The following is a 21,125-nucleotide window of genomic DNA, read 5'->3' on the forward strand; positions in this document are numbered from 1 at the left end:
CCCGATCATTGCGCTCCGCACGACGCCAGTTCTCGGGCAGCGTATCCCTGCCCGTTCAGGTCTAGGACCGCCTGGTCGAGCCCACCGAACAAGCACCACTCGCGCGGTACGGCATGAGCGAAACGCAACTCACGCTCAGCACACCCCCTGACGAGCGTCGGGGAGGCTGGGTGGGGCGTCCCGTCGAGGGGGCCGAAACACGTCTACGCGGCGACGCCGGCAACATCGTCGCCTCCGCCGGCGACACCATCGTCCGATGCTGACTGTCACGGAGGCGAATTGAGCGATCACGTTTCTCGTCGACGAACCCCGGGGCTGCGAGTGCATACATTCCATCCGAAGCTGCGGGTGGAGCTCGCCCGGAGTGCACTGGCCCGATACCGAGCAACCCGTCGTCTTCGGCTGCAATCGCGGTCCGGTTCGCTCGACTCCAGACATTCAACCCGAAATTGTGGGCCCGAAAGTAATTGCAGTTCAAGCAGTTTGAATCGCTGTGTTGAAGAATTTTCCGTAACACTCTGGTGGACGTCATCCCACTAGGCGCCAGATTCGTGCCAGGAATCGCACGACTATTTGATTCCTCATGGCGCCGTCGTCACCGACGTCGGCCCGTCCGACGGGTACTACCAGACGGGCATTCCGCGCCACTTATGCACCGGCATAACCCAATACGTTCTCCAACGTGTTCACGGCGCCGTGTCCGCGACCCGGCGCGGCAATGGTGATCCATGCCACGGGGTAGTCGGTCATCTCGGTTCCACCGACTGTTCAGTCGAGAAGGTTTTTGAAGCTACCAGGAAAAGTGCCGTTGGACTGCGGTGTGTAGAACGAGACAACGTCGGCCTCCCGACACCAACGATTCACGGAGTCGGTGATGTGATCGCCACGGCGGCCCATTTCGAGTTGTGGCCTGATCCCAGTTGCCCGAAGATGATCCGAACCAATGGGTATGGACCTGCCCGGTTTGGACTCGGCCGACCTCAGATGTCGCGGTAAACATGCACGATCGTTCGCCGCTGTTCCTGCCGGAATTGTTCTGGGAGCCATTGGCTTGACCCGAACATCACCGACAAAGCGACGTTCAAGCCACGATCAATTCCGTTCTGGATCGGTATATGAAGTCTTACGAAGTCTCGACTGCGTCAACAATGCCGGGGACAGCGACCCCGGCTTGGTCGAGCCGATCGCCGGGTGGGCGTAAACTCAGCCACTTTTCGACTACTGCGTGTGGCTCTGCCGCCGGTTTCCCTCTCGTTCCCCGATGTTGCCTGACTGGCGAGACAATGAGAGCCTATATGTACTTGGGGGAGTCGGATCCAGGAGTTTCGTATGCAGATCCACGCTTTGCTTCCGGCCATGATCCCGCCGGACGATGGCCGTTTCGTCGAACTATCCGATGTCCACGTGCGCGCTTCTGCTGCAATGAGAGTCCTGCGTGATTCGATTCCATGGGATGGATACGCATTGACGGCATGGGATGCGGGTTCAGGAAGTCATAGGCACGTCACGTTGGCGAGCGAAGGCTATACGCGGGAGCTCGACGAACATATGAACGATGCGTTCGTCGATGGGAATCCGGGCTTTCATTTGTTGCATACCCAGGTTCCGCACGCCCTTCGTTGGCTGGACTTGCAGAGGGATTGGCACATTCCGTTCGCGCAGACTCAGTCAGCCGAGGGATTCTTGATTCCCGCTGGGTTCAAGGAGGGGGCGACCATGTGTCTGAGGTTGCCTGGTGGGCGATATACCGGTGCTCTGCACGTGAGTTGGGCGCGCCCCAAAGACGCCAGTAACGAGGCTCTTAGCGTGATCGAGAGGTTCCGTCCTGTACTCGCTGACGTCTGTGATCTCTTCCGGAGCGCTCATGGTGCCGTGCAACGGGCTGGGGTGGCAGCGCACGCCGTCATAGTCACCGATACAGGCGCAATTTCGGAGCTGCCCGGTCATACGGCGGGTCCGGTTCTTGGAGAGTCTGCGCGCAGGTGGTTGGCGTCGGCGATCCGGGATTGGGCTGGCCGACCTGCGCAGTACTTGTGGGCCGAGTCGGATGGTTCGTGCCATCGGATCGAGTTGTCGGCGGGTCCCGGAACGTCCCTCGTGGTTGTTGAACGTCGGATTCCGTGGCCGTTCGGGTTGAGCTGCCGGGAAGTGCAGATTCTTCATTGGGTCACCCGAGGCTGTTCCAATCCCCAGATCGCGAAGAAGCTGTTCATCAGTCCTAGGACCGTTTCGACCCACGTCGAGCATCTTCTCGTCAAACTTGGGAGCCAATCTCGGGTGCAGCTCGCCGCGCTTGCTGTGGAAGCAGGACTGTTGCTCGCGAGCGAGATGTGAAGACCCGGCGTGCGACCGTCGTCAGGGTGACCGCAACGATCAGCGAGTCGGGGTAGCCGGAACGGGCGTAAACCAAAGCTCTACGGTGGCGCCAAAGGCGTTGTGAGGGAAGATGTATCTCCGTTGATGATGCAGCAGCCGCATCTTTAGTGGCGGATTCTCGCCCGTTCAGTTCCGGTTATGAAATTCTCGATGCCCCAGTACATTTCGTCCGTTCGGTTTGTTGTGCTCGCATGCGATGTCCGACCGGAGGTATGCGGAAAATACGTCAACTGACCGATGGTCGAGGAATGTGATTGTTCATACGCTTTTCATCTGGCTATACGCCGCCCAGCCGGCCCTGTTGACGGCCTGCAGAGACGAAAAGAGTACCAATGAAACGCACTGGCTTATTCAGTCGTTCCCCAGCGAGGAACATCGCCTTCGGCGCACTATTCGCGCTGATCAATATGATCGCGCTCTGGCCACCTTTGTACATCGCAATGTCCCACCAGCACGGTCTGGTCATCGGCGTACCGATTTCGGTCTGGTACCTGATACTCGTGTCCGCAGCTGCGATCGCAGCAGTCACCGGCCTCTGGGTCACCGAGTGTCGTCAGGGAGCGGTGGACTGATGATCGTCACTTTTGGCGCCTTAGGCGTCTTCTTCGTGGTCATCGTTGTTGTCCTTCACATCTCCAAGAACCGGCAAAGCGTCGCGACGTTCAGCAACTACGCCGTCGGCGAGCGCTCGTTTTCGAGCTGGTTCGTGTCGATGGCGTACACGAATTCATGGTGGCCCGGTTCGACTTTTGCCGCGGTTTTCGGTCTGACCGTTGCTAGTGGCGTGATCGGGTTGTACTTTCTCGTCTACTCCGTCCTTGGTGTTCTCGCGATGTATTTCATCGCCCGGCCAGTATGGAAGTGGGGTAAGAAGTTCGACCTGCGGACCCAGGCGGATCTACTGGACCTGCGGTACAACAGCCGCGGCCTGAAATTGATCGGAAGCGCCATCAGTGTCGTCGCCCTCGTGCCCTGGCTCGTTCTCGGGCTCATTGCAATGGGCGCGGTAGTTCAGTGGGCATCGCTGGGTAAACTCTCTGACGCCGACTCCATCCTGATCGGGATTGCAGTATTGGTCGTGCGTCAGTTCTGGACCGTCCAGATGGGTATGAGGGGTCTCATCCTCACCGATATGGTCCAGGGGATTGTTGCCTACATCGGATCGGCCATTTTGTGCCTGGGCCTGTTGTTCTTCTACTTCGGTGGCATCTCGAACATGAGCAAGCTTACCGACGCTCAACTGAGCCTGCCCGGCTTCGGATCCGATGAAGGCGGACTCTACTACTTCGGCATCGTGGCCGCCGGAATCATTGGAAGTCTTTGCTGGCCTATGATATTCACGCGAATCTACACTGCGGCCAGCGTGCGTGAAGTGAAAAAGGGCTCGCTGCAAACAATGGCAATCGGCTTCGTGTTCTGCGTCCTACTCATGTTTGTCGCGCTGTGCGCGGCGCCGATTCCTTTCGCGGCCGCCAATCCAGTATCGTCGTTCTTCGCGATCGCGCAGGACGCCGGTGGTACCTGGTTGTTGGCGATCGCGCTTGTCATAGTTTTCGCGGCGGGAATGGGTTTCGTCGACGGGGTCACCCAAGCGATCGGCACTCAAGTTGCAAACGACATCGTTGCTGTCGTTCACCCACTGCGGGACAAGCAGGAGCTCTACCTCGCCAAGGCTGCGATGGCAGTTACCGCAATAGTTGCCGCGATCATCGCGTACCGCATCTACGATTCACCCAACTTGGCCGGCGTCACGCAGTTGGCGTATCAAGCCATCATCCAACTTGCCGTACCGATCTTCGGTGGACTCATGTGGCGCAAAGGTAACAGGGACGGCGCAATCGCCGGGCTGCTCGTCGGTGCGGTAATCGCTCTGGCGCTGACGGTTCCGTACATGGACCAAGGCGGGGCAGTGCCGTGGCTTGAGGGGTTAGGTTCCGGACTGGTCGGCCTCGTAGCCAATCTTGTCGTCTTCGTCGCGGTCAGTCTCCTTCGAGCCAGTGACCGGGAAGAGCTGGAACGAGTTGATCAGCTCTTCGAGTCGGCCCGAGAGCCGTCCCGCAGCCCCGGCCAGACAACACCCATGCCGAGTGCCGGCCAGGTAGCGCCCGCACCTTTACCGTGACCCGATCTCGGGACTTCCCCACAAAGAAGAGGAATTGAGTTCATGAGCACGTTCGATCAAACCATCACCATCCCCCACCTCGGCGGCTCGGTCATAGGGGCCACGTTCGGGCGACCTTACAACCCCGAATTGCCGACCCTGGTCATGATCAACTCGTACACCACCTCTGCGGAGTTGTACCGCGACCAATTCGCGGATACTGCGCTGACCGGCAGGGCCAACCTACTGGCCCTCGAGCCGTACGGTCATGGCCGAACCCGTTCGACATACAAGCATTTCACCTACTGGGACAGCGCAGTTGCGAACCTGCAGGCCCTTGCGGCACTGGACATTCCGAACGCATTCGTCTTGGGGACTTCGCAAGGGGGGTGGATTGCCACCCGAATGGGCTTGCTGGCACCAGAGGTAGTCAAAGGCCTGATTCCGTTGGGTACCTCGCTGGACGTCGAGAGTCAACGCAGTCGCGACCTCGGGTGCTGGGACGGGCCGGGATTCTGCACCCCCTACATCGAGGCCTTCGGCGAGCCGGTCGACGACGACTGGGTTGTTCCCGATGATTTCGTCGATGCCACCTTCGACGCTGCGCTGGGAGGCTTGAGCCCGGAAGACCGAGTGAGGTGGCTCGAGATCTACCGCACGAACTACTCCGGCGACGCGGGCCGGCACCGACTGCGGCTCGCCACGATCAATCTCCGTGATCGCGACGGCCTGTTCGGGCGATTGGACGAAGTGACGCAGCCGGTTCTGTGGCTCCACGGCACGGCAGACCAGGTTTATTCAGTGGCCAACGCCGAGGACGAAATCAAACTGTTCACCCGTGCGGCAGAAGTGCGCCTCGAGACGATCCCGAACGGGCATCACTTCCTGAGTGCGTCCAAACCCGCTGAAGTCAATGCTGCTGTGATCGATTTCCTTGGTCGGTGGGCATGACCGACACACAGCTCGAGCAAAAGGAAGAAGCTATGCAAGACATATTGTCGGACAGGCGAATTCATGCAAATGCGGTCGCAGTGAATGCGATGCTGCAAGCAGACCCCGTCTTGATCGACGTCACCCCGGCACTCGATGCGCTCCCCGGCATGACCCGCCACACCATCCTCACCTCGGGGGCCCCGTTGCCCTGGCCTGCATACGAAGGAGGCCAGCGCCGAGCAATACTGGGAGCAGCACTCTTCGAGGGGCTCGCGAACTCGGTGGAAGAGGCCGACGCTCTCCTGCATGCGGGAGACATCCTCGTCCGGCCGTGCCATGACTACGGGAGCGTAGGCTCGCTGACCGGGGTGACGACGGCGTCGATGCCTGTCCTCGTTGTCGAAGATTCGATGTCGGGTTCACGCGGACACTGCGTTCTCTACGAGGGAAGTGCCCGCGAACGCCTCACCTACGGGGTATGGAACGAGGCCGTACACCAACAATTGACCTGGATCAAGGACGTGCTCGGCCCAGCCCTCTCAGCGGCACTACGACACAACGGCGGTCTACACACCAGTCCCATCATTCGGCGTGCCCTCGGTATGGGCGATGACTTGCACAGCCGTAATACAGCGGCAACAGCGGTGTTCTTCGAACAGATCTACGAGTCTGTTCTCGAGGCCAACGGCTTCACCGCAGCAACCCGCGACGTTCTGAACTTCCTCAGTCGGAACGACCTGTTCTTTCTCCATGTCGCCATGGCGACGGGTAAGAGCATCGCGACAACCGCCAGCAATACACCGCACAGCAGCATCGTCACCGCTATGGCGTTGAGCGGGAAGGAGTTCGCGATTCGTACAGCTGGCACCGGCCAGCGATGGTTTCGCGCGCCGATTCCCACGTTGCAGGCGAAATATTTCGACGGGATCACCGCTGAGGATACTGCGTACATGGGCGGGGAGAGCCTGATCACCGAGACGGTGGGACTCGGCGGCCTCTCGGCGGCGGCTGCTTTTTCGCTTCAGGATTACAGCGGCGGATCGGCTCAGAACATGGTCGAAACGACGGAGGCAATGTACGGCATTACTCACACTGAGCACCCCCGGTGGAAGATTCCGTATCTAGGGTTTCGTGGCGTTCCGTTCGGAATCGACGCGGCACGTGTGGTTTCCACCGCGATCACTCCACATATCCACATGGGTGCCGCCCTGCGTGAGGGCGGACACGCGGGCGCCGGTCTGCTCATCGCCCCGATCGAACCCTTCCGCGAGGCCATCGCGGCGCTCACCGTGTCGGCGGCATGACGGAGAATCCCCCTTCGGCCGTCCACGTATCCGCGACTGGCGGCTACTTCAGCCGAAGAACCATCACGGACCTGGCTGCGGACCTTCGGGCACGTCGGGTCACGTCAGCGGACTTGATCGGGATTGCCATCGAGGAGGCCGAGAGCTCGCAATCGACAATCAACGCGTTCGTCACCATCGACGTGGCCGGAGCTCGTGCGGCCGCAGCCGCCGCCGATCGAGAATTGGCCGCAGGTGCTGACCGGGGTCCGCTGCACGGGGTGCCGATAGCGGTGAAGGACATGATCGATGTACGAGGTCTGCCGACGACCGCCAGTTCGCGTCATTTCGTGAATCGGATCGCCGCTCGCGATGCAGATTGCGTCGAGCGGCTCAGACGAGCAGGTGCGATAGTGATCGGGAAGACGACGACGCATGAATTCGCGAACGGTCCGACGGGGGATCGTGCTGCTACTGGACCCACTCGTAACCCACATGCATTAGGGCACATGTCCGGAGGGTCTAGTAGCGGTTCGGCGGCCGCCGTCGCTGCCGGCATCGTTCCAGTCGCACTCGGCACCGATACCGGTGGTTCCGTGCGAATCCCCGCAGCATGCTGCGGCGTCGTCGGTGTTCGCCCCACACAAGGGGCGATCAGCACGCACGGAGTACTTCCTCTGGCCAGTTCGATGGACACTGTGGGCGTTCTGGCTCGCTGTGCGGCTGATGCACACGTCGTACTGTCGGCGTTGATCGACGATTTCTCACCACCGGCCGAGTGCACTTCCGTCGCCGGTGTGCGCGTTCGCTGGATATCGCCGAGATCAATTCATGCCACTCAACCATCGATTGCCCGTTCTGCCCGCGATCTGGTCGCACCATTTCTCGCCGACGAAATAGATATCCACGGCGCGGAGGCACTTCGCTTCTCCTATCGTGTCATCCAAGGGCGTGAAGCTCACGCGGTCCACGCCGAAAGGCTCAGTCTCGCAACCGATCTCTACGACCCAGAGGTGCGTGAGCGTCTCGAGATGGGCGGCACGTACACCGATTCGCAGTTCTTGCAGGCGATCGCGATTCGTGAACAGTTCCGTGCAGGTGTTGCTCAGCTACTCAGTGCGGTCGATTTCATTGCGCTGCCTACGATTCCCTTTTCGGCACCGCCGCTGTTCAGCCGTCGGGTGAGTGTCGAGGATCAGCCGGTCGACGTTCCAAGTGGTTTGCTCTCACTCACCGCGCCGTGGAGTCTGATCGGACTGCCCGCAGTGTCCATTCCAGCAGCCGACGTCGACGGTTTGCCTGTCGGTGTACAGCTCGTCGGACGCCCACACACCGAGGCTGGTCTTCTGTCGTTCGCGGCGCAGCTCGAGGCGCGGAAACTGTTCGAGAGCTGACCGGGCCAGATCACGCTGCTCGCGCACCGATCAGCGGACCTCGCTGATTCGTAGTCCCAGTCTGCTGCCGGATGCAGGTAACCGATGTCACGCAAGGTGATCGGGGTTCTTCACGGACAATGTGATGAACAATGCTGACGCAATCAGCACGACTCCGAAAACCGAGAACACCGCCATGGCACCCCCGGCTCCGAATATTGCACCGCCTGCTGCGGCACCTGCAGCGATTCCGGACTGGACACCGACCACCACGATCCCGCCTGCACTTTCCGCCTTGTCGGGCACGGTGCTGGTCGCCCACGTCGACCACGCCACCGAAACTCCGCCGAATGCCAAGCCCCACAACACCACCAAGGTTGCGCTTACGCTCTGAGTTGCAGGCACCAGTGCCAGACCTAGGGCAGCTGTCCCGATCAGTAAGGGCATCAGCGCCAATGTCAGACGCAGGCTGAGTTGGAGGAGCCATCCGGCGACAAGTGTGCCTGCCAAGTTCGCCACTCCGAAGGCGAACAATAGAACAGTCAGGGTGGAGGCGCCGACATCGACCATGGTTTCGAGCGCCGGCCGAATGTAGGTGAACAGTGCATAGTGCCCGATATGGACGAGCAACATGCCGACGATGCCGATCCCGAAGCGTGGATGTACCAACACCGACCACAAAGTTCTCAACCGTGCCTCGTGCCGCGGTGTCATCGGGGGCAACGCGAACAGTTGGAAGGCAAGCGTCCCGACCCCGAGGGCGGCGGTGACCCAAAAGGCACTGCGCCAACCGGACAGTTCACCGAGGTAACTACCGAGCGGCACGGCCACGATGGTTGCTACGGCGATACCGCTGAAAATGATTGATACAGCGCGAGGTACCGACGATTCGGGTACCAGGCGCATCGCTGTGGCAGCCGCCATGCTCCAGAAACCACCTAACGCAATGCCGAGCAGGATCCGCATCGCCAACAGCACCATCATGTTCGGGGCCAGGGCCACGAGCGAGTTCGACGCGATCATCAGCACAGTGAAGCTGAGCAGAACAATCCGCCGGTCCATCCGTCGTGTCAGGCTTGCCGTCAGTAGTCCAGAGAGGATTGCTGCTCCAGCCGTGACGGTGACTGCTTGGCCCACCAGTGCTTCCGGCACACCCAAATCATCGGCAATCGGAGTCAGCAGACTGGCCGGAAGATACTCGGCCGTAAGCAGTCCGAATACGCCCAGTGCCAGTGACATCACCGCCATCCACTTCGGTGTTACCGGCAGCGGTGGCGGGTCGACAAATGCGGCTGCTCGGACGGGTCGGGTATCGGGCGCGGTGCTGCACACATCACTGGACAACGGCTGTACTTCTCCTGAATCGCATGAAAGGCTTTGAGTCAACACTAGATACGACTTTCAGGATGATCTATGACTGAGGATCCGGCCGTTTTGATCAAGAGTCCGGCCGAGTCGGCTGCCGGGACGTTCGCCTCGTCCTCCGACCTCATCAGCGAACTGTTGACGAGTATGCGGTTGCGTGGAGTGCAGTACCGTCGCGTCCATGCCGGTCCGCGATTCGGCATCGGCTTCGATGCGAAACCGGGCCGTGCCTATTTCCACTTCCTCGCAGTCGGTCACGCGTTCCTACGTGCCGAGAACGGCACCGTCCACGAACTGTCAGCGGGCAACGCTGTGTTCATCCCGCACGGTCGACCCCATCAGTGGCTGTCCGGGCCGGGCGTAGTGGTTCAGGGCATCGACAGCTACGACTCCGAACCCCTCGGCGATGCGGTGGGGGACGTGAACGTCGGCCTCGCCGCCGACCTGTCTCCCAGCGCCGTATTGTTCACCGGTTACATGGAATTCGATCTCGGCGGGATGCAAGGCCTGAGTCGTATCATGCCCGAGATCATGATCGCCGACGCCCAGGGGGAGCGATATCCCGGACTTTTACCGATCCTTGCTGCAATGAGGCGTGAGACCTGTTCGGCGCGTGTCGGTTTTGCTGGTGTTTCAGCGCGCCTCGCCGAAGTCGTGGCTGCGATGATCGTGCGAGGGTGGGTTGAATGTGGCTGCGACAATGCCTCTGGACTGGTGGCTGCGCTGCGCGATCCGCGACTGGCGGGAGCCATCTTGGCTGTCCACCGGGATCCCGGACATCATTGGACGGTAGCGGAATTGGCATCGCAGTGCCATGTGTCCCGATCGGTGTTCGCGGAGCGCTTCCATGCGATGATCGGCGTACCGCCTCTGCGGTACGCGACGGAACTGAGAATGCTTCTTGCCAGCCAGTGGCTGGCCCAGGACACGATGTCGGTGGAAGCCATGGCTCGAAATCTTGGTTACACCTCTCAAGCTGCGTTCAGCCGCGCTTTCAAACGCGTTACCGGGCAACCTCCCAGCGCACGCAGAGCTACCTCGCCCATACAGTTCGTTGCGTGACGCCTCCGACAGCGATCGCCCCGAGAAGGTAAAAGGGGAAGGCGTTTCGAGTGCTTCTATGCCCAACCCACTACGAGTCTCGCCGATTGTTCAGGAATCGTGGGGTCCAAACCGGTGAGTTTCGCAAATCGATGAAGACGATTGGACACGGTGTTGCGGTGACAGAACAGCTCGTTTGCCGATTCCCCGATACTGCCTGTTTTCATATAGCTGCGCACGCATTCTTCGAGACGGACCCGCTCCGCGTCTCCGCAGGTCACCAAAGCATCGTCGACATCGGTGAGTAGCCCGCTAGCTGATTCTTGTAGGCCTAGCTTGGCCAGTCTCGCCCACCCTCGGTCCCAGGTGAGAGCCGCGTGGTCTTCGCTGGTGATTGTTCGTGTGAGAGCTCGTGCGGTATTGGCCGCCGCGCGAAGGGCTGACAGACCGGTGTCGGCGTTGACAACTCCGACTCGAAGCTTGAGGAGGTTCCGGCCGACATCGGTAGCTTGCGGTCCGTCGAGGTCGAATCTGCGCGTGAAGGCAATCAGGACGTCGCCGAGGTAGTGGGTGTACACCGTTCGTCCGGAGCGCTCGGTTTCGGAGATGTACACACGTAGCGCCGGGATGTCGTCACCGGCCGCTCCGATGACCAGAAGGGGGGCGCGTTGTGGGATTCGGAGTTCGGCTGCAATTGCATCCAGTCGATCTGCGTCTGTGGATCGGGGATCCTGGAACAGGTTTGCGATGCGTCCTTGCAGCGCAGACGATTCCTCTCTCAGCATGCGTTCTCGTTCGGCCATGTAGGCCCCTTGTGTCTGTGCGGCGTACTCGTCGACGGTGCGAAGCACGATCCACGTGTGTCGGACCAACAGTTCGGCATCCCTCGCTGACGACGCGGAGGTGAGGGCCTCCCACAGCACGTTGTAGTCCAATCGGATCGCGGTCATCAATGAGGTGATGGGGATCCCTGCCCGTGCACGAGAGATGCCGACATCGTTCGCGACGGGGACGAAATCGGGCAGACCTCCCGCGCGTAGACCTTGGAGCATGGCGGAGAAGGCCATCCGGCCTGTGCGTTCGATCTCGGACGTCGGTAGCGGCGACGAGTCGTAGCCCGCGATCGAGGCGACACGTTTGACGAAGGTGTCGGTCAGTTCGGCGACGTCGAGGCTGTCGAGCAACTCTTGCCATCTTCCTGAGTCGCGGGCGTCCGGCTCGTTGCCCGGTCGTGAGGGGGCGAAATGGTTCACCAAGTCAGAATAGGGCATATGCACAAATTCGCAGCGCTAATCGGCGGGGAATGCCTAGGGACAGTGAGCGAATAACCTGAAATGCTTGCGGCAGGCCGAAATCCCCTGGGGACAGAAGCAGACCGAATCCCTCATCCCTGATGGAGAGTTATGACGTACACACAATCGACGTCGATCGAGTTCGGAGCCGTTCATGAGCTCGACAAGAAGAGCGCAAACAAGGTCGCACTCGGCGCTCTGGTCGGTTCCGTGCTCGAGTACTACGACTTCTTCCTGTTCAGTGCCGCGGCCGCTCTCGTGTTCAATGTTCAGTACTTCACCAGCGGCAACGCAACCTTGGCCGCACTTGCCTCGTTCGCCACTTTCGGAGTAGGGGTAGCGGCCCGACCGATCGGCGGCATTGTCTTCGGTGCAATGGGCGATCGGATCGGCCGCCGAAAGACGCTGATGATCACCATCGTCGGTATCGGCATCATTACCGCGTTGATCGGCATACTGCCCACCTACGCAGCGATCGGCATCGCGGCGCCGGTGCTGCTCGTGCTGCTGAGAATCGTGCAGGGCCTTTTCGTAGGAGGGGAATGGTCAGGTGCCTTGACCCTGGTGGTGGAGAACGCGCCACTGCATATGCGGGCGCGATACGCAGTGATTCCCCTCATCGGATCTCCGATCGGAACAATTCTGTCTTCTGGTGGATTTTTTCTGGTCACCATTGCAATTTCGCAGCAGAACTTCGAATCCTGGGGTTGGCGCATTCCCTTCCTCCTCTCGTTACCGTTACTTCTTGTCGCGGTTTATATTCGGCGCAAACTCGAAGAATCCCCTGTCTTCCGTCAGCTCGAGGAAGCTGGGGAGTTGGCGACCAATCCCGTGAGCACGGCCTTCAAACACAGCTGGCGTCAGATTTTGATCGGAATGGCGGCTTCACTTCTCGGAATGGGCGGGTTCTACCTCGTCACGACATTCTGTGTGTGGTACGGAGTGAACGTACTCGGATACAGCCGATCGTTGATGTTGCTCGGAACTATCGTCGCGGCCGTAGTCGAGATCTTCGTGATCTTGTTGAGCGGGCGGTTGGGCGCGCGGTTCGGTTCGAGTCGGGTGATCTTGTGGGGCGGGATCGCCTCTGCCGTAGTCGCTTTGCCGGCCTTTCTGCTACTGACTTCGGGCGTTCCCGTGCTCATCGTTCTGTCGATGACGTTGGCAGTGGCGACGTTGTCGTTTCCCTACGCAGGTACAGGAGCTGTTCTGACCGGACTCTTTCCGGCGCGAACCCGATTCACAGGTGTTGCCGTCGCGAACAACACCGCCGCGATGATTGCAGGATTCGTTCCACTTCTGGTTACCAGCCTCGTAGCTGCAGCTCATGATCACTGGTGGCCAGCTGCGTTGGTTCTCGCGCTGATCTCGTTGATCACCGCATCGGCAGGAGCGATCGCGCCGAAATTCAGCGTGGACCTCCCCGGCTTCAAGCACTGAGAAACGTAGCGCGGCTGGTGTTCGAAACATCGCACCTCGTACCGCTGGATCAGACGCGGCTCGATTACTGGACAAGGACATTTCTCTTATGCAACTCGACCTCATTGTGCGGGCGCGCGAAATCATCACCATGGATCCTCATCGGCCGATCGCGTCGGTTGTCGGGGTAATCGGTGACCGGATCGTCGGGTTCGACGACGAGGTCGCCGGTATCGAGGCGATACGAACCCTGGACTTCGCAGACGCCTGTGTGACGCCCGGTCTGATCGACGCTCATTGTCACACCGTCTGGTGGGGACTTGGATTGGCGTCGATAGACCTCAGCCGCGCCGCCACTCTCGAAGATCTCTACAGGCTGATCGCGGCCGAAGTAGAGCGTATCGGTGATGACGCCGATGCCTGGGTCCACGGCACAGGTTTCAACCAGGGGCACTATGGCGGCGAATTCCCTGCTATCGATCGGCTCGACGCCGTGACGGGAGACCGCCCACTGTACTTACGGCACACCTCTGGTCACGCTGCGATTGCGAACACCGCTACGTTGCGTCTCATCGGTGCGCTTGACGACGGGTTCGAAGTTCCCGTCGGAGGTGTCGTCGTGCGGGATGACGAGGGCCGCCCTACCGGTGTCGTTGAAGAGTCGGCGCAAGGTTTGGTGCAGGCGTTGCTCTTGCCCTACTCCACCGAGCGGCTCGCCGAGGCAATCGACGAAGCAACCAAACGCTTTGCTGCACAGGGGATAACAAGCTTCACAGAAGCTGGTGTCGGTGGCGGTTGGATCGGCCACAGCTCCATCGAAATCGCGGCCTATCAATTGGCCGCAGATCGCAATCATCTGCACGCTCGTGCACAGTTGATGCCGGCAATCGACGCCCTTCATCCCCTTGCCGCGAACGCTTCGGACTTCTGCGGCGAGGGGACAGGAGTTGGCTTGGACCTCGGGATTCGTTACGGCTTCGGCGATTCCCACCTTCAGCTGGGGCACGTCAAGGTCTTTCTCGACGGTTCTTTGCTCGGGGCGACCGCCGCTGTGACAGAAGACTTCTGCGGCCACGAACACAATCGGGGATACCTCCTCGACACGCCGGAACTGTATCGAGAGCGTGCACTCGCGGCATATCGATCGGGGTGGCCGCTTGCATTGCATGCGATCGGAGACGCAGCAATAGACCTGGCCCTGGATCTGATCGAGGAGGCGCAGAAGAGCTACGGCCGCCACACAGCTCCGTGCCGTATCGAACATTTCGGCATCGCTCGACCGGATCAAGTGCGTCGTGCCGGCGATCTCGCCATTGCTGTGACCCCCCAGGCAGGTTTCATCGGGCCGCTCGGCGATCAGATCCTCGATCTTGTCGGGACCGACCGTGAACCGTGGCTCTATCGTGGGCGATCGGTCATCGATGCGGGAGCAATACTCGCAGGCTCATCAGACCTTCCTGTCGCCGACAACAATCTTCGTAGAGGTATGCAGTCGGCCGTCGATCGTCGTACCGACACCGGATTCGTCCTGGGCTCGAACGAGGCGATCACACCGGAGGAAGCCCTTCGAACGCACACGGAATGGGCTGCGCGCGCGACCGGTCAGATCGACGACAAAGGCACCCTCGAACGGGGAAAACTTGCGGACTTCGCCGTGTTCTCGTCGTCGCCGCTCACCGCGCCGAACATATCGGAGATCGACGTCGTCGCAACAATACTCGGAGGAAACCTCACCCATGATGCCCGACCGACTCGCTGAAGAATTACTCGTGATCTTGTGAAGGAGAATGCCGTGAACGTGATGCGAGAGCCGGCTGACGAACTCGCCGTCGATCTCGGCTACGTGAAAGCCGGACAAACGCACTTCGACCGGACGTTGCGCGAACTCGGTGACAACGAACTGCGTGGACCCTCGTTGCTTCCAGGATGGACTCGCGCGCACGTGATCGCGCACGTCGGTTTCAACGCCCGCGCCCTCGGCCGCCTGGTGGATTGGGCGACGACAGGCATCGAGAAACCGATGTACGAGTCTGCCCATGCGCGGAGCCGGGAAATCGGCAGTGCAGCACCACTGTCGAATGTCGAACTCCGTGAACTCTGCGACAGGGAGGCGAGAGCGCTCGAAATCGCCTGGAGCGCAGTCCCCGACAATCGCTGGTCTACCGAGGTGAGCAACGCTCAAGGTGTGCGGATACCGGTCGTCGATACAGTGTGGATGCGATCTCGCGAATTGTGGTTACACGCAATCGATCTCAACTATTCGGCGAGTGCAGCGGACATACCGCCAGCGGTGCAGCGACGAATAATTCACAATGTCCTGGATACGTGGGCCACCCGAGACGACTATCGCGTGCACATGACAGTTGCGGACACCGGTGAAGAGTTCGAACCGGCTTCGAGTCACATCACCACCGCCGATTCGGCCACGGCACGCACGGCGGTGTCCGGGTCGCTTCCGAATCTGCTGATGTGGGTGACCGGCCGCAGAAACATCGCAGTGTCCGCGGTCGACACGTCGGGCCGCGAGATCGGCACAGCCCCGACAGCTCCGCGCTGGCTCTGACGCTCACTATCGACAACACGAAAATGAGGAACGAATTGTCAGTCTCGTCAGTAACGGGCGGCCCGCTGGTGTCGCAACATAGAGAACTCGTAACCGCAATTCCAGGACCGCAATCGCAGGTGCTTATGCGTCGAAAAGAGGCGGCCGTTGCGGCCGGTGTAGGGCACGTTGTACCCATATCGATCGTCGCAGCCGGAGGCGGGATCTTGATCGATGCCGACGGCAATTCTCTGATCGATCTCGGTTCGGGCATTGCCGTCACCGGCGTCGGCAATTCAGCTCCAGCCGTTGTCGAAGCCATAACTCGCCAAGCGAAACTGTTCACTCACACCTGCTTCACCGTCACCCCATACGACGGCTACGTTGCGGTCGCCGAGAAGCTCAACTCGATCACCCCCGGTGACCACGAGAAGCGCACAGCACTGTTCAACACCGGTTCCGAAGCCGTCGAGAACGCGATCAAGATCGCACGCTCCTTCACCAACAAACATGCGGTTGTGGTCTTCGATCACGCGTTCCACGGCAGAACCAACCTCACCTTGGGCATGACTGCGAAGAACACCCCTTACAAAAACGGCTTCGGTCCGTTCACACCCGAGATCTACCGTGTTCCAACCTCGTACCCATATCGCGATGGGCTGAGCGGGGTGGAGGCGGCAGAAATTGCGCTCCTGCAAATCGAAAGACAGGTCGGCGCTTCCAATCTCGCAGCAATCGTCATCGAGCCCATCCAGGGCGAGGGTGGATTCATCGAACCCGCGACCGGTTTTCTGCCTGCTCTAGCCGAATGGGCAACTGCCAACGGCGTCGTGTTCATCCTCGACGAAGTCCAAACCGGGTTCGCCCGTACCGGTGATCTCTTCGCTGCGAACCACGAGCGAGTCGTACCTGATCTCATCGCAACAGGAAAAGGTATCGCGGGTGGATTGCCACTGGCCGCGGTCACTGGCCGCGCAGAGATCATGGACTCGCCACAATCCGGCGCTCTCGGGGGCACCTACGCCGGAAACCCAATCTCCTGCGCCGCGGCGCTCGCCACAATCGAAACGTACGAAAAGAACGACCTGGTTGTTCGTGCACGTGAAATCGCGGCGATCATCGATGAGGTCTTCACCGAACTGGGCGCCTCGGACGACCGTATTGGTGACATCCGCGGCCGCGGCGCGATGAAGGCCATCGAAGTAGTACACCCCGACAGCACAGATCCGAACCCGGCGCTGACCGCTTCCGTCGCAAAATTCGCCGCGGATCATGGCGTAGTGGTTCTTACGTGCGGCACCTACGGAAACGTCATCCGATTTCTCCCTCCGCTCGCAATTTCGGACGAACTGCTACGCGAAGGTCTACGCGTCGTGGCCGACGGATTCCGTGCGCACGCCCCGACCTCAGCCACAAAGGAAAGCCAGTCATGACATTGAAGCCACATGAACAGGACCTACTCAACCGTGTCGAGACCGGTATCGGCGTCGGCGGAACATGGGCGACGTCGAGTTCGGGTGCGACCTTCACCGTCGAAGACCCCGCAACCGGGCTTGTGATCAAGACGATTGCCGACGCAACGGTCGACGACGCCATTCGCGCCCTCGATTCAGCCGTTGCAGCACAACAAGAGTGGGCCGAAACACCTAGCCGCCTACGTTCGGACATCCTCCGCAGAGCATTCGACTTGCTGATGGATCGCAAAGAAGAGTTTGCTCTGCTCATCGCCCTGGAAATGGGGAAGCCGATCGCCGAAGCGCGCGGTGAGGTCGTTTACGGTGGAGAGTTCCTTCGGTGGTACTCCGAGGAAGCCGTACGCGTCAGCGGAGACTATCGCCGAAACCCCGAAGGGACAGGCAACATCACAGTGTCGCACCTCCCTGTGGGGCCCTGCTACTTCATCACACCGTGGAACTTCCCACTCGCGATGGCAACCCGCAAGATTGCTCCGGCACTCGCCGCCGGTTGCACCACCATCATCAAGCCGGCGGAACTCACTCCGCTGACCACGATCTACCTGGTGCAGCTGCTGGAAGAGGCAGGACTTCCGCCGGGTGTGGTGAACGTAGTACCCACGTCGAATCCCAGCGCTCAGTCCAGTGCCCTGCTATCGGATCCACGCCTTCGCAAGCTGAGCTTCACAGGCTCGACGGCGGTTGGCGTCAAACTCCTCGAAGCTGCTGCGCAGAACGTATTGCGTACTTCGATGGAGCTCGGCGGCAACGCACCCTTCGTGGTTTTCGAGGATGCAGATATCGACCGAGCGGTTGATGGCGTGATGCTCGCGAAATTCCGCAACATCGGTCAGGCATGTACCGCCGCAAACCGCATATTGGTACACGATTCCGTGGCCGACGAATTCGTTCGTCGAGTAAGTGAAAGGGTTGCTGCGTTGAAAATTGGTCGTGGGGCCGACGAAGGTTACGACATCGGTGCACTGGTCGACAAGAAAGCCATTGCGAAGACAGAAGGTCTCGTCGCTGACGCGGTGGACACCGGCGCGGAGATTGTCACCGGCGGTCAGGCTATCGTCGGCCCGGGCAACTTCTTTCAACCGACTGTGATCGACAAGATCGGGCCTGAAGCTCGGATGGTGAACAAGGAGATCTTCGGACCAGTGCTGGCTATAACTCGCTTTTCGTCCGAGGACGAGGCCGTGCACATTGCCAACAACACCGAGTACGGGTTGGTCAGCTATGTCTACACAGAGAACGTCGGCCGAAGCCAGCGAATGATAGAAAAACTTCAAACCGGGATGATGGGCCTCAACACCGGTCTCGTCTCGAATGCAGCAGCGCCTTTCGGCGGCATCAAGCATTCGGGGATCGGAAGAGAAGGTGGCTTCGAAGGAATTCGCGAGTTTTTGTCCACGAAGTACACGTTGACACCCCGATGACACTTGAATCGACCGCGCGAAAAGCGTCAGTAGGCGTCAGGACTCGTACCGCACGTGGTCGTCGTTGAGTTGCAGTCAGGCACTGTCTTTTGCTCGTAATCTACTACTAGAGAGTAATTTTCGTGACTGAGAACGCACGGCGTGCTACGTCGAACTTTCGGGTAATCGCCGAATACCGGCTGGGCGAGGAAACCGCGAACGAGGTGCTCGGCCATCTGGCCCAACTCGCTGAGGCAAGCCGGAACGAGCCCGCCAATCTCGGCTACGAGTACTTCCGCAACGTCGAGAATCCGCTACACGTAACCATCCTCGAGATGTACATCGACGAAGACGGCTTCGAAGCGCACCGAACTTCGCCGCACTTTGCATCTATCGGCACGGACAAGATTTTTCCACTTCTCACCGATCGCATTGTGCGCACGTACTCAGACGAGAGTGGTCGCTGATGGCCTAAGGCCACCGAGCCGCGTCCCAGCATTCTTAGAGTGATCGGCCTGGCTGGTGGCATGATGGAGGACCGAATTTTCTCGCCAAGAGATCCCGACGAGTAGACGTGTCCTCCGACGACGCTCACGCGATGTTCGGCAAGAGCATTGCTGCAGCCGACTGGCACTCGAACCGGCGGAAGGCGTCGGGTTCAACGGAGCCGAAATCAGACGAGTCACGTACGTTCCGAACGAAAAGTTCGCCGCTGGCGCAAGCTTCGTCGGCAGTTTGCCGACACGCGTTCCACCACTAACCAGATGCAGGGTGGCGTCCGATGCCATTCGGCAGCAATGCTTCTCAGATTCGTCACCATGCCCGTTGTGCCCGGCGCCGGTAGCATCCATTTGCAGGATCGTCACAATGTGTAGATGACGGACGCTGGGTACAACGCTCAACAGTGCTCGCCCGCCACGCGGGGCGGACCTACGGGGCTCGCCGAGATGGCCGATGACGGAATGGGGGTCCTCATTCGACTGCAGTAGTCGACTCCCGCCAGCTCAACGGAGGCCCATCTATGCGTGGGCGCGTGCTAGATCTGCGAGATTTGCGGTAGTGAGATTCCCGAGTGCATGCCCTCCTGGTGACGAGGTTGCGCGGTAACTGGGTGGGCGAGCGTGGTTCTTGCTCGCCCTTTCCTGGTGTCGCTGTGAGGCGATGAGCACCGGCTCGGGATTGGTCCCCACCCACCACGTCAGTCTTCGGCCGGATGTGAGCTCGTCCACATGATTCGCAGTCGACTAAATTGCCACTCAACCAATTTGGGGATCTCACGTCCTCCTGATCGTTGGCGGCACAGCTAACAATGGATGGGACCACTCAAATTCGACACAACACACCCGGCGCGTCGAGATGGGGCCAACCAAACTTTGTCACGACCCGCTCAAGCTGGGGCCAATCCGACCTGTCATAACCTGGCACCTCAAAGTCCCCGGGAACTCCGGTGTTATTCAACGCATCGACGCTGCTCACCGAGTTGGCCCCAGACTTTTGGGTCGAGGGCCGACAGGCTTCTTGCCAGCGAGAGACAATTGCACAAATGCGACTGCAGTGGAGTGTCCTGCATATCGCCTGCGTTTTCAGAGAGTGGCAGGGCAGAACGGGGCCTCGCTTTAGGAGATATCGGGGAGGTCGATGCCCGCGCGCTCGGCTCTGCTGCGTTGGTCCGGGTCGCTGATGGCGATCGCGGTTGCCAGTGCGTCGATGACGACGAGCTGAGCGAGTCGGCTTCCTGCTGCAGCCATTTGCATCGGCAGCGGCGCTCCGCCGACCACGAGGGCGATGTCGGAAAGTAACGCGAGGGGAGTGTCGTACTGATTGGTGATCGCGACTAGCTTTGCACCGGCGGAGCACCCTGCATCAGCCACGCTGAGTGTCGATGAGGTGCGCCCGGTTGAACTGATAGCGATCACGACGTCATGGGGGCCTAGGAGTCGCGCCGCGATCATCGCTGACTCGTGGTCGGGAATGGTGAATGTGGTCATTCCGATAGCGCGGAGACGAAAGACGGCATCCGCGGCGACGGCTGCGGATGTGCCTGCCCCGACGACGACAACCTGGCGAGCATGTTTCAATGCACCGACCGCCTCGTCCAGTGCAGCGATTGTCATTGCCCCACTAAGTGCGATCAGTGCGTCGTGGCCCGTTCGGATGGAGGCCTCGAGTACCTCGGCCGACGTAGCGCTGTCAGTGAGATCTGCTGTGGGTGCGAAGAATTCAGTGGTCCCCCGAGCGCGGGCAATTTCGAGTTTGAGTTCGGTGAATCCAGCGAACCCGATTGCTCGTGCGGCGCGGACCACACTCGGGGCGGACACACCTGCCCGTGCAGCGACTTGCGCGGCGGTGCTCGTACCTACGAATAGGGGGTCCGACAGCACCAGTTTTACAACCTTCGCCTCGCTCGCTGCGAGGTCGCCGCTGCGAGCCTGCACGATGCCCAGCCATCTCGTGAGCGGACTCTCGCCATCTGAAATTTCATTACCTATCGTGTAATCCACACGTTATAGCGTAACGTATCGGCC

17 protein-coding genes are annotated in these 21,125 nt (G+C 60.2%); 14 read left to right on the forward strand and 3 right to left on the reverse strand.

Annotated elements, in window-relative coordinates; all coding sequences use genetic code 11:
- Positions 1 to 113: 113 nt before the first annotated feature.
- The 7 genes from ABIE52_RS02215 (at position 114) to ABIE52_RS02245 (ending at position 8,087) form a co-directional block, all read left to right on the forward strand.
- Positions 114 to 263 (forward strand): hypothetical protein, encoded by a 150-nt coding sequence (locus ABIE52_RS02215; protein WP_192713402.1) that lies wholly within the window; start codon positions 114 to 116, stop codon positions 261 to 263.
- A gap of 1,066 nt (positions 264 to 1,329) precedes the next feature.
- Positions 1,330 to 2,334 carry a helix-turn-helix transcriptional regulator gene (locus ABIE52_RS02220; RefSeq protein ID WP_065351475.1) on the forward strand — a complete coding sequence of 335 codons (1,005 nt, stop codon included), beginning with the start codon at positions 1,330 to 1,332 and terminating at the stop codon, positions 2,332 to 2,334.
- A 374-nt stretch (positions 2,335 to 2,708) separates the two neighbouring features.
- Positions 2,709 to 2,948, forward strand: coding sequence for a hypothetical protein (locus ABIE52_RS02225; protein WP_047271996.1), 240 nt, complete (start codon positions 2,709 to 2,711; stop codon positions 2,946 to 2,948).
- Positions 2,948 to 4,498 (forward strand): sodium:solute symporter family protein, encoded by a 1,551-nt coding sequence (locus tag ABIE52_RS02230; RefSeq protein ID WP_192713403.1) that lies wholly within the window; start codon positions 2,948 to 2,950, stop codon positions 4,496 to 4,498. The genes ABIE52_RS02225 and ABIE52_RS02230 overlap by 1 nt, the downstream gene beginning before the upstream one ends.
- Before the next feature lie 42 nt (positions 4,499 to 4,540).
- Positions 4,541 to 5,428 (forward strand): alpha/beta fold hydrolase, encoded by an 888-nt coding sequence (locus ABIE52_RS02235; protein WP_099698380.1) that lies wholly within the window; start codon positions 4,541 to 4,543, stop codon positions 5,426 to 5,428.
- Between the two features lie 32 nt (positions 5,429 to 5,460).
- A complete protein-coding gene (locus ABIE52_RS02240; RefSeq protein ID WP_192713404.1) occupies positions 5,461 to 6,714 on the forward strand; it encodes a YlbE family protein in 1,254 nt (417 codons plus the stop codon).
- Positions 6,711 to 8,087 carry an amidase gene (locus tag ABIE52_RS02245; protein WP_192713405.1) on the forward strand — a complete coding sequence of 459 codons (1,377 nt, stop codon included), beginning with the start codon at positions 6,711 to 6,713 and terminating at the stop codon, positions 8,085 to 8,087. The genes ABIE52_RS02240 and ABIE52_RS02245 overlap by 4 nt, the downstream gene beginning before the upstream one ends.
- 87 nt (positions 8,088 to 8,174) lie before the next feature.
- On the opposite strand, the gene ABIE52_RS02250 is transcribed toward ABIE52_RS02245, so the two are convergent.
- A complete protein-coding gene (locus ABIE52_RS02250) occupies positions 8,175 to 9,410 on the reverse strand; it encodes an MFS transporter (protein WP_354541417.1) in 1,236 nt (411 codons plus the stop codon).
- 69 nt (positions 9,411 to 9,479) lie between these two features.
- Between ABIE52_RS02250 and ABIE52_RS02255 the strand changes: the two genes are divergently transcribed.
- A complete protein-coding gene (locus tag ABIE52_RS02255; RefSeq protein ID WP_099698376.1) occupies positions 9,480 to 10,493 on the forward strand; it encodes an AraC family transcriptional regulator in 1,014 nt (337 codons plus the stop codon).
- 56 nt (positions 10,494 to 10,549) lie between these two features.
- On the opposite strand, the gene ABIE52_RS02260 is transcribed toward ABIE52_RS02255, so the two are convergent.
- A complete protein-coding gene (locus ABIE52_RS02260; protein WP_354541418.1) occupies positions 10,550 to 11,725 on the reverse strand; it encodes an RsbRD N-terminal domain-containing protein in 1,176 nt (391 codons plus the stop codon).
- A 150-nt stretch (positions 11,726 to 11,875) separates the two neighbouring features.
- On the opposite strand from ABIE52_RS02260, the gene ABIE52_RS02265 reads away from it, so the two are divergent.
- The 6 genes from ABIE52_RS02265 to ABIE52_RS02290 all read left to right on the forward strand — a co-directional run bounded on the left by ABIE52_RS02265 (position 11,876) and on the right by ABIE52_RS02290 (position 19,067).
- Positions 11,876 to 13,204: an MFS transporter gene (locus tag ABIE52_RS02265; protein ID WP_054827038.1), complete on the forward strand. Its 1,329-nt coding sequence runs from the start codon at positions 11,876 to 11,878 to the stop codon at positions 13,202 to 13,204.
- Positions 13,205 to 13,292: 88 nt separating this feature from the next.
- The gene (locus tag ABIE52_RS02270) at positions 13,293 to 14,942 is read left to right on the forward strand and encodes an amidohydrolase (protein WP_192713407.1); all 1,650 of its coding nucleotides are present in this window, start codon (positions 13,293 to 13,295) and stop codon (positions 14,940 to 14,942) included.
- Positions 14,943 to 14,984: 42 nt separating this feature from the next.
- Positions 14,985 to 15,746, forward strand: coding sequence for a maleylpyruvate isomerase family mycothiol-dependent enzyme (locus ABIE52_RS02275; RefSeq protein ID WP_354541455.1), 762 nt, complete (start codon positions 14,985 to 14,987; stop codon positions 15,744 to 15,746).
- A 23-nt stretch (positions 15,747 to 15,769) separates the two neighbouring features.
- Positions 15,770 to 17,158, forward strand: a complete 1,389-nt coding sequence (gabT, locus tag ABIE52_RS02280; protein WP_192713409.1) for a 4-aminobutyrate--2-oxoglutarate transaminase — start codon at positions 15,770 to 15,772, stop codon at positions 17,156 to 17,158.
- Positions 17,155 to 18,621, forward strand: a complete 1,467-nt coding sequence (locus tag ABIE52_RS02285) for an NAD-dependent succinate-semialdehyde dehydrogenase (protein ID WP_192713410.1) — start codon at positions 17,155 to 17,157, stop codon at positions 18,619 to 18,621. The genes gabT and ABIE52_RS02285 overlap by 4 nt, the downstream gene beginning before the upstream one ends.
- A gap of 122 nt (positions 18,622 to 18,743) precedes the next feature.
- On the forward strand, positions 18,744 to 19,067 hold the full coding sequence (locus ABIE52_RS02290) for a putative quinol monooxygenase (RefSeq protein ID WP_192713411.1): 324 nt from the start codon (positions 18,744 to 18,746) through the stop codon (positions 19,065 to 19,067).
- Positions 19,068 to 20,216: 1,149 nt separating this feature from the next.
- Here the strand turns inward: ABIE52_RS02290 and ABIE52_RS02295 are convergent.
- A complete protein-coding gene (locus ABIE52_RS02295) occupies positions 20,217 to 21,101 on the reverse strand; it encodes a MurR/RpiR family transcriptional regulator (protein WP_192713412.1) in 885 nt (294 codons plus the stop codon).
- Positions 21,102 to 21,125: the final 24 nt, after the last annotated feature.

Origin of the sequence: Rhodococcus sp. OAS809 (genome assembly GCF_040546695.1) — a bacterium.
In the GTDB taxonomy this organism is placed as follows: Bacteria; Actinomycetota; Actinomycetes; order Mycobacteriales; family Mycobacteriaceae; genus Rhodococcus_F; species Rhodococcus_F qingshengii.

Excerpts from the sequence above, each read along its gene's own strand:
- ABIE52_RS02275 (WP_354541455.1), top strand. The coding sequence starts at position 14,985 with ATGCGAGAGCCGGCTGACGAACTCGCCGTCGATCTCGGCTACGTGAAA.
- ABIE52_RS02270 (WP_192713407.1), top strand. The coding sequence starts at position 13,293 with ATGCAACTCGACCTCATTGTGCGGGCGCGCGAAATCATCACCATGGAT.
- ABIE52_RS02215 (WP_192713402.1), top strand. The coding sequence starts at position 114 with ATGAGCGAAACGCAACTCACGCTCAGCACACCCCCTGACGAGCGTCGG.
- ABIE52_RS02245 (WP_192713405.1), top strand. The coding sequence starts at position 6,711 with ATGACGGAGAATCCCCCTTCGGCCGTCCACGTATCCGCGACTGGCGGC.
- ABIE52_RS02285 (WP_192713410.1), top strand. The coding sequence starts at position 17,155 with ATGACATTGAAGCCACATGAACAGGACCTACTCAACCGTGTCGAGACC.
- ABIE52_RS02230 (WP_192713403.1), top strand. The coding sequence starts at position 2,948 with ATGATCGTCACTTTTGGCGCCTTAGGCGTCTTCTTCGTGGTCATCGTT.
- ABIE52_RS02265 (WP_054827038.1), top strand. The coding sequence starts at position 11,876 with ATGACGTACACACAATCGACGTCGATCGAGTTCGGAGCCGTTCATGAG.
- ABIE52_RS02235 (WP_099698380.1), top strand. The coding sequence starts at position 4,541 with ATGAGCACGTTCGATCAAACCATCACCATCCCCCACCTCGGCGGCTCG.
- ABIE52_RS02225 (WP_047271996.1), top strand. The coding sequence starts at position 2,709 with ATGAAACGCACTGGCTTATTCAGTCGTTCCCCAGCGAGGAACATCGCC.
- ABIE52_RS02255 (WP_099698376.1), top strand. The coding sequence starts at position 9,480 with ATGACTGAGGATCCGGCCGTTTTGATCAAGAGTCCGGCCGAGTCGGCT.
- ABIE52_RS02240 (WP_192713404.1), top strand. The coding sequence starts at position 5,461 with ATGCAAGACATATTGTCGGACAGGCGAATTCATGCAAATGCGGTCGCA.
- gabT (WP_192713409.1), top strand. The coding sequence starts at position 15,770 with ATGAGGAACGAATTGTCAGTCTCGTCAGTAACGGGCGGCCCGCTGGTG.
- ABIE52_RS02220 (WP_065351475.1), top strand. The coding sequence starts at position 1,330 with ATGCAGATCCACGCTTTGCTTCCGGCCATGATCCCGCCGGACGATGGC.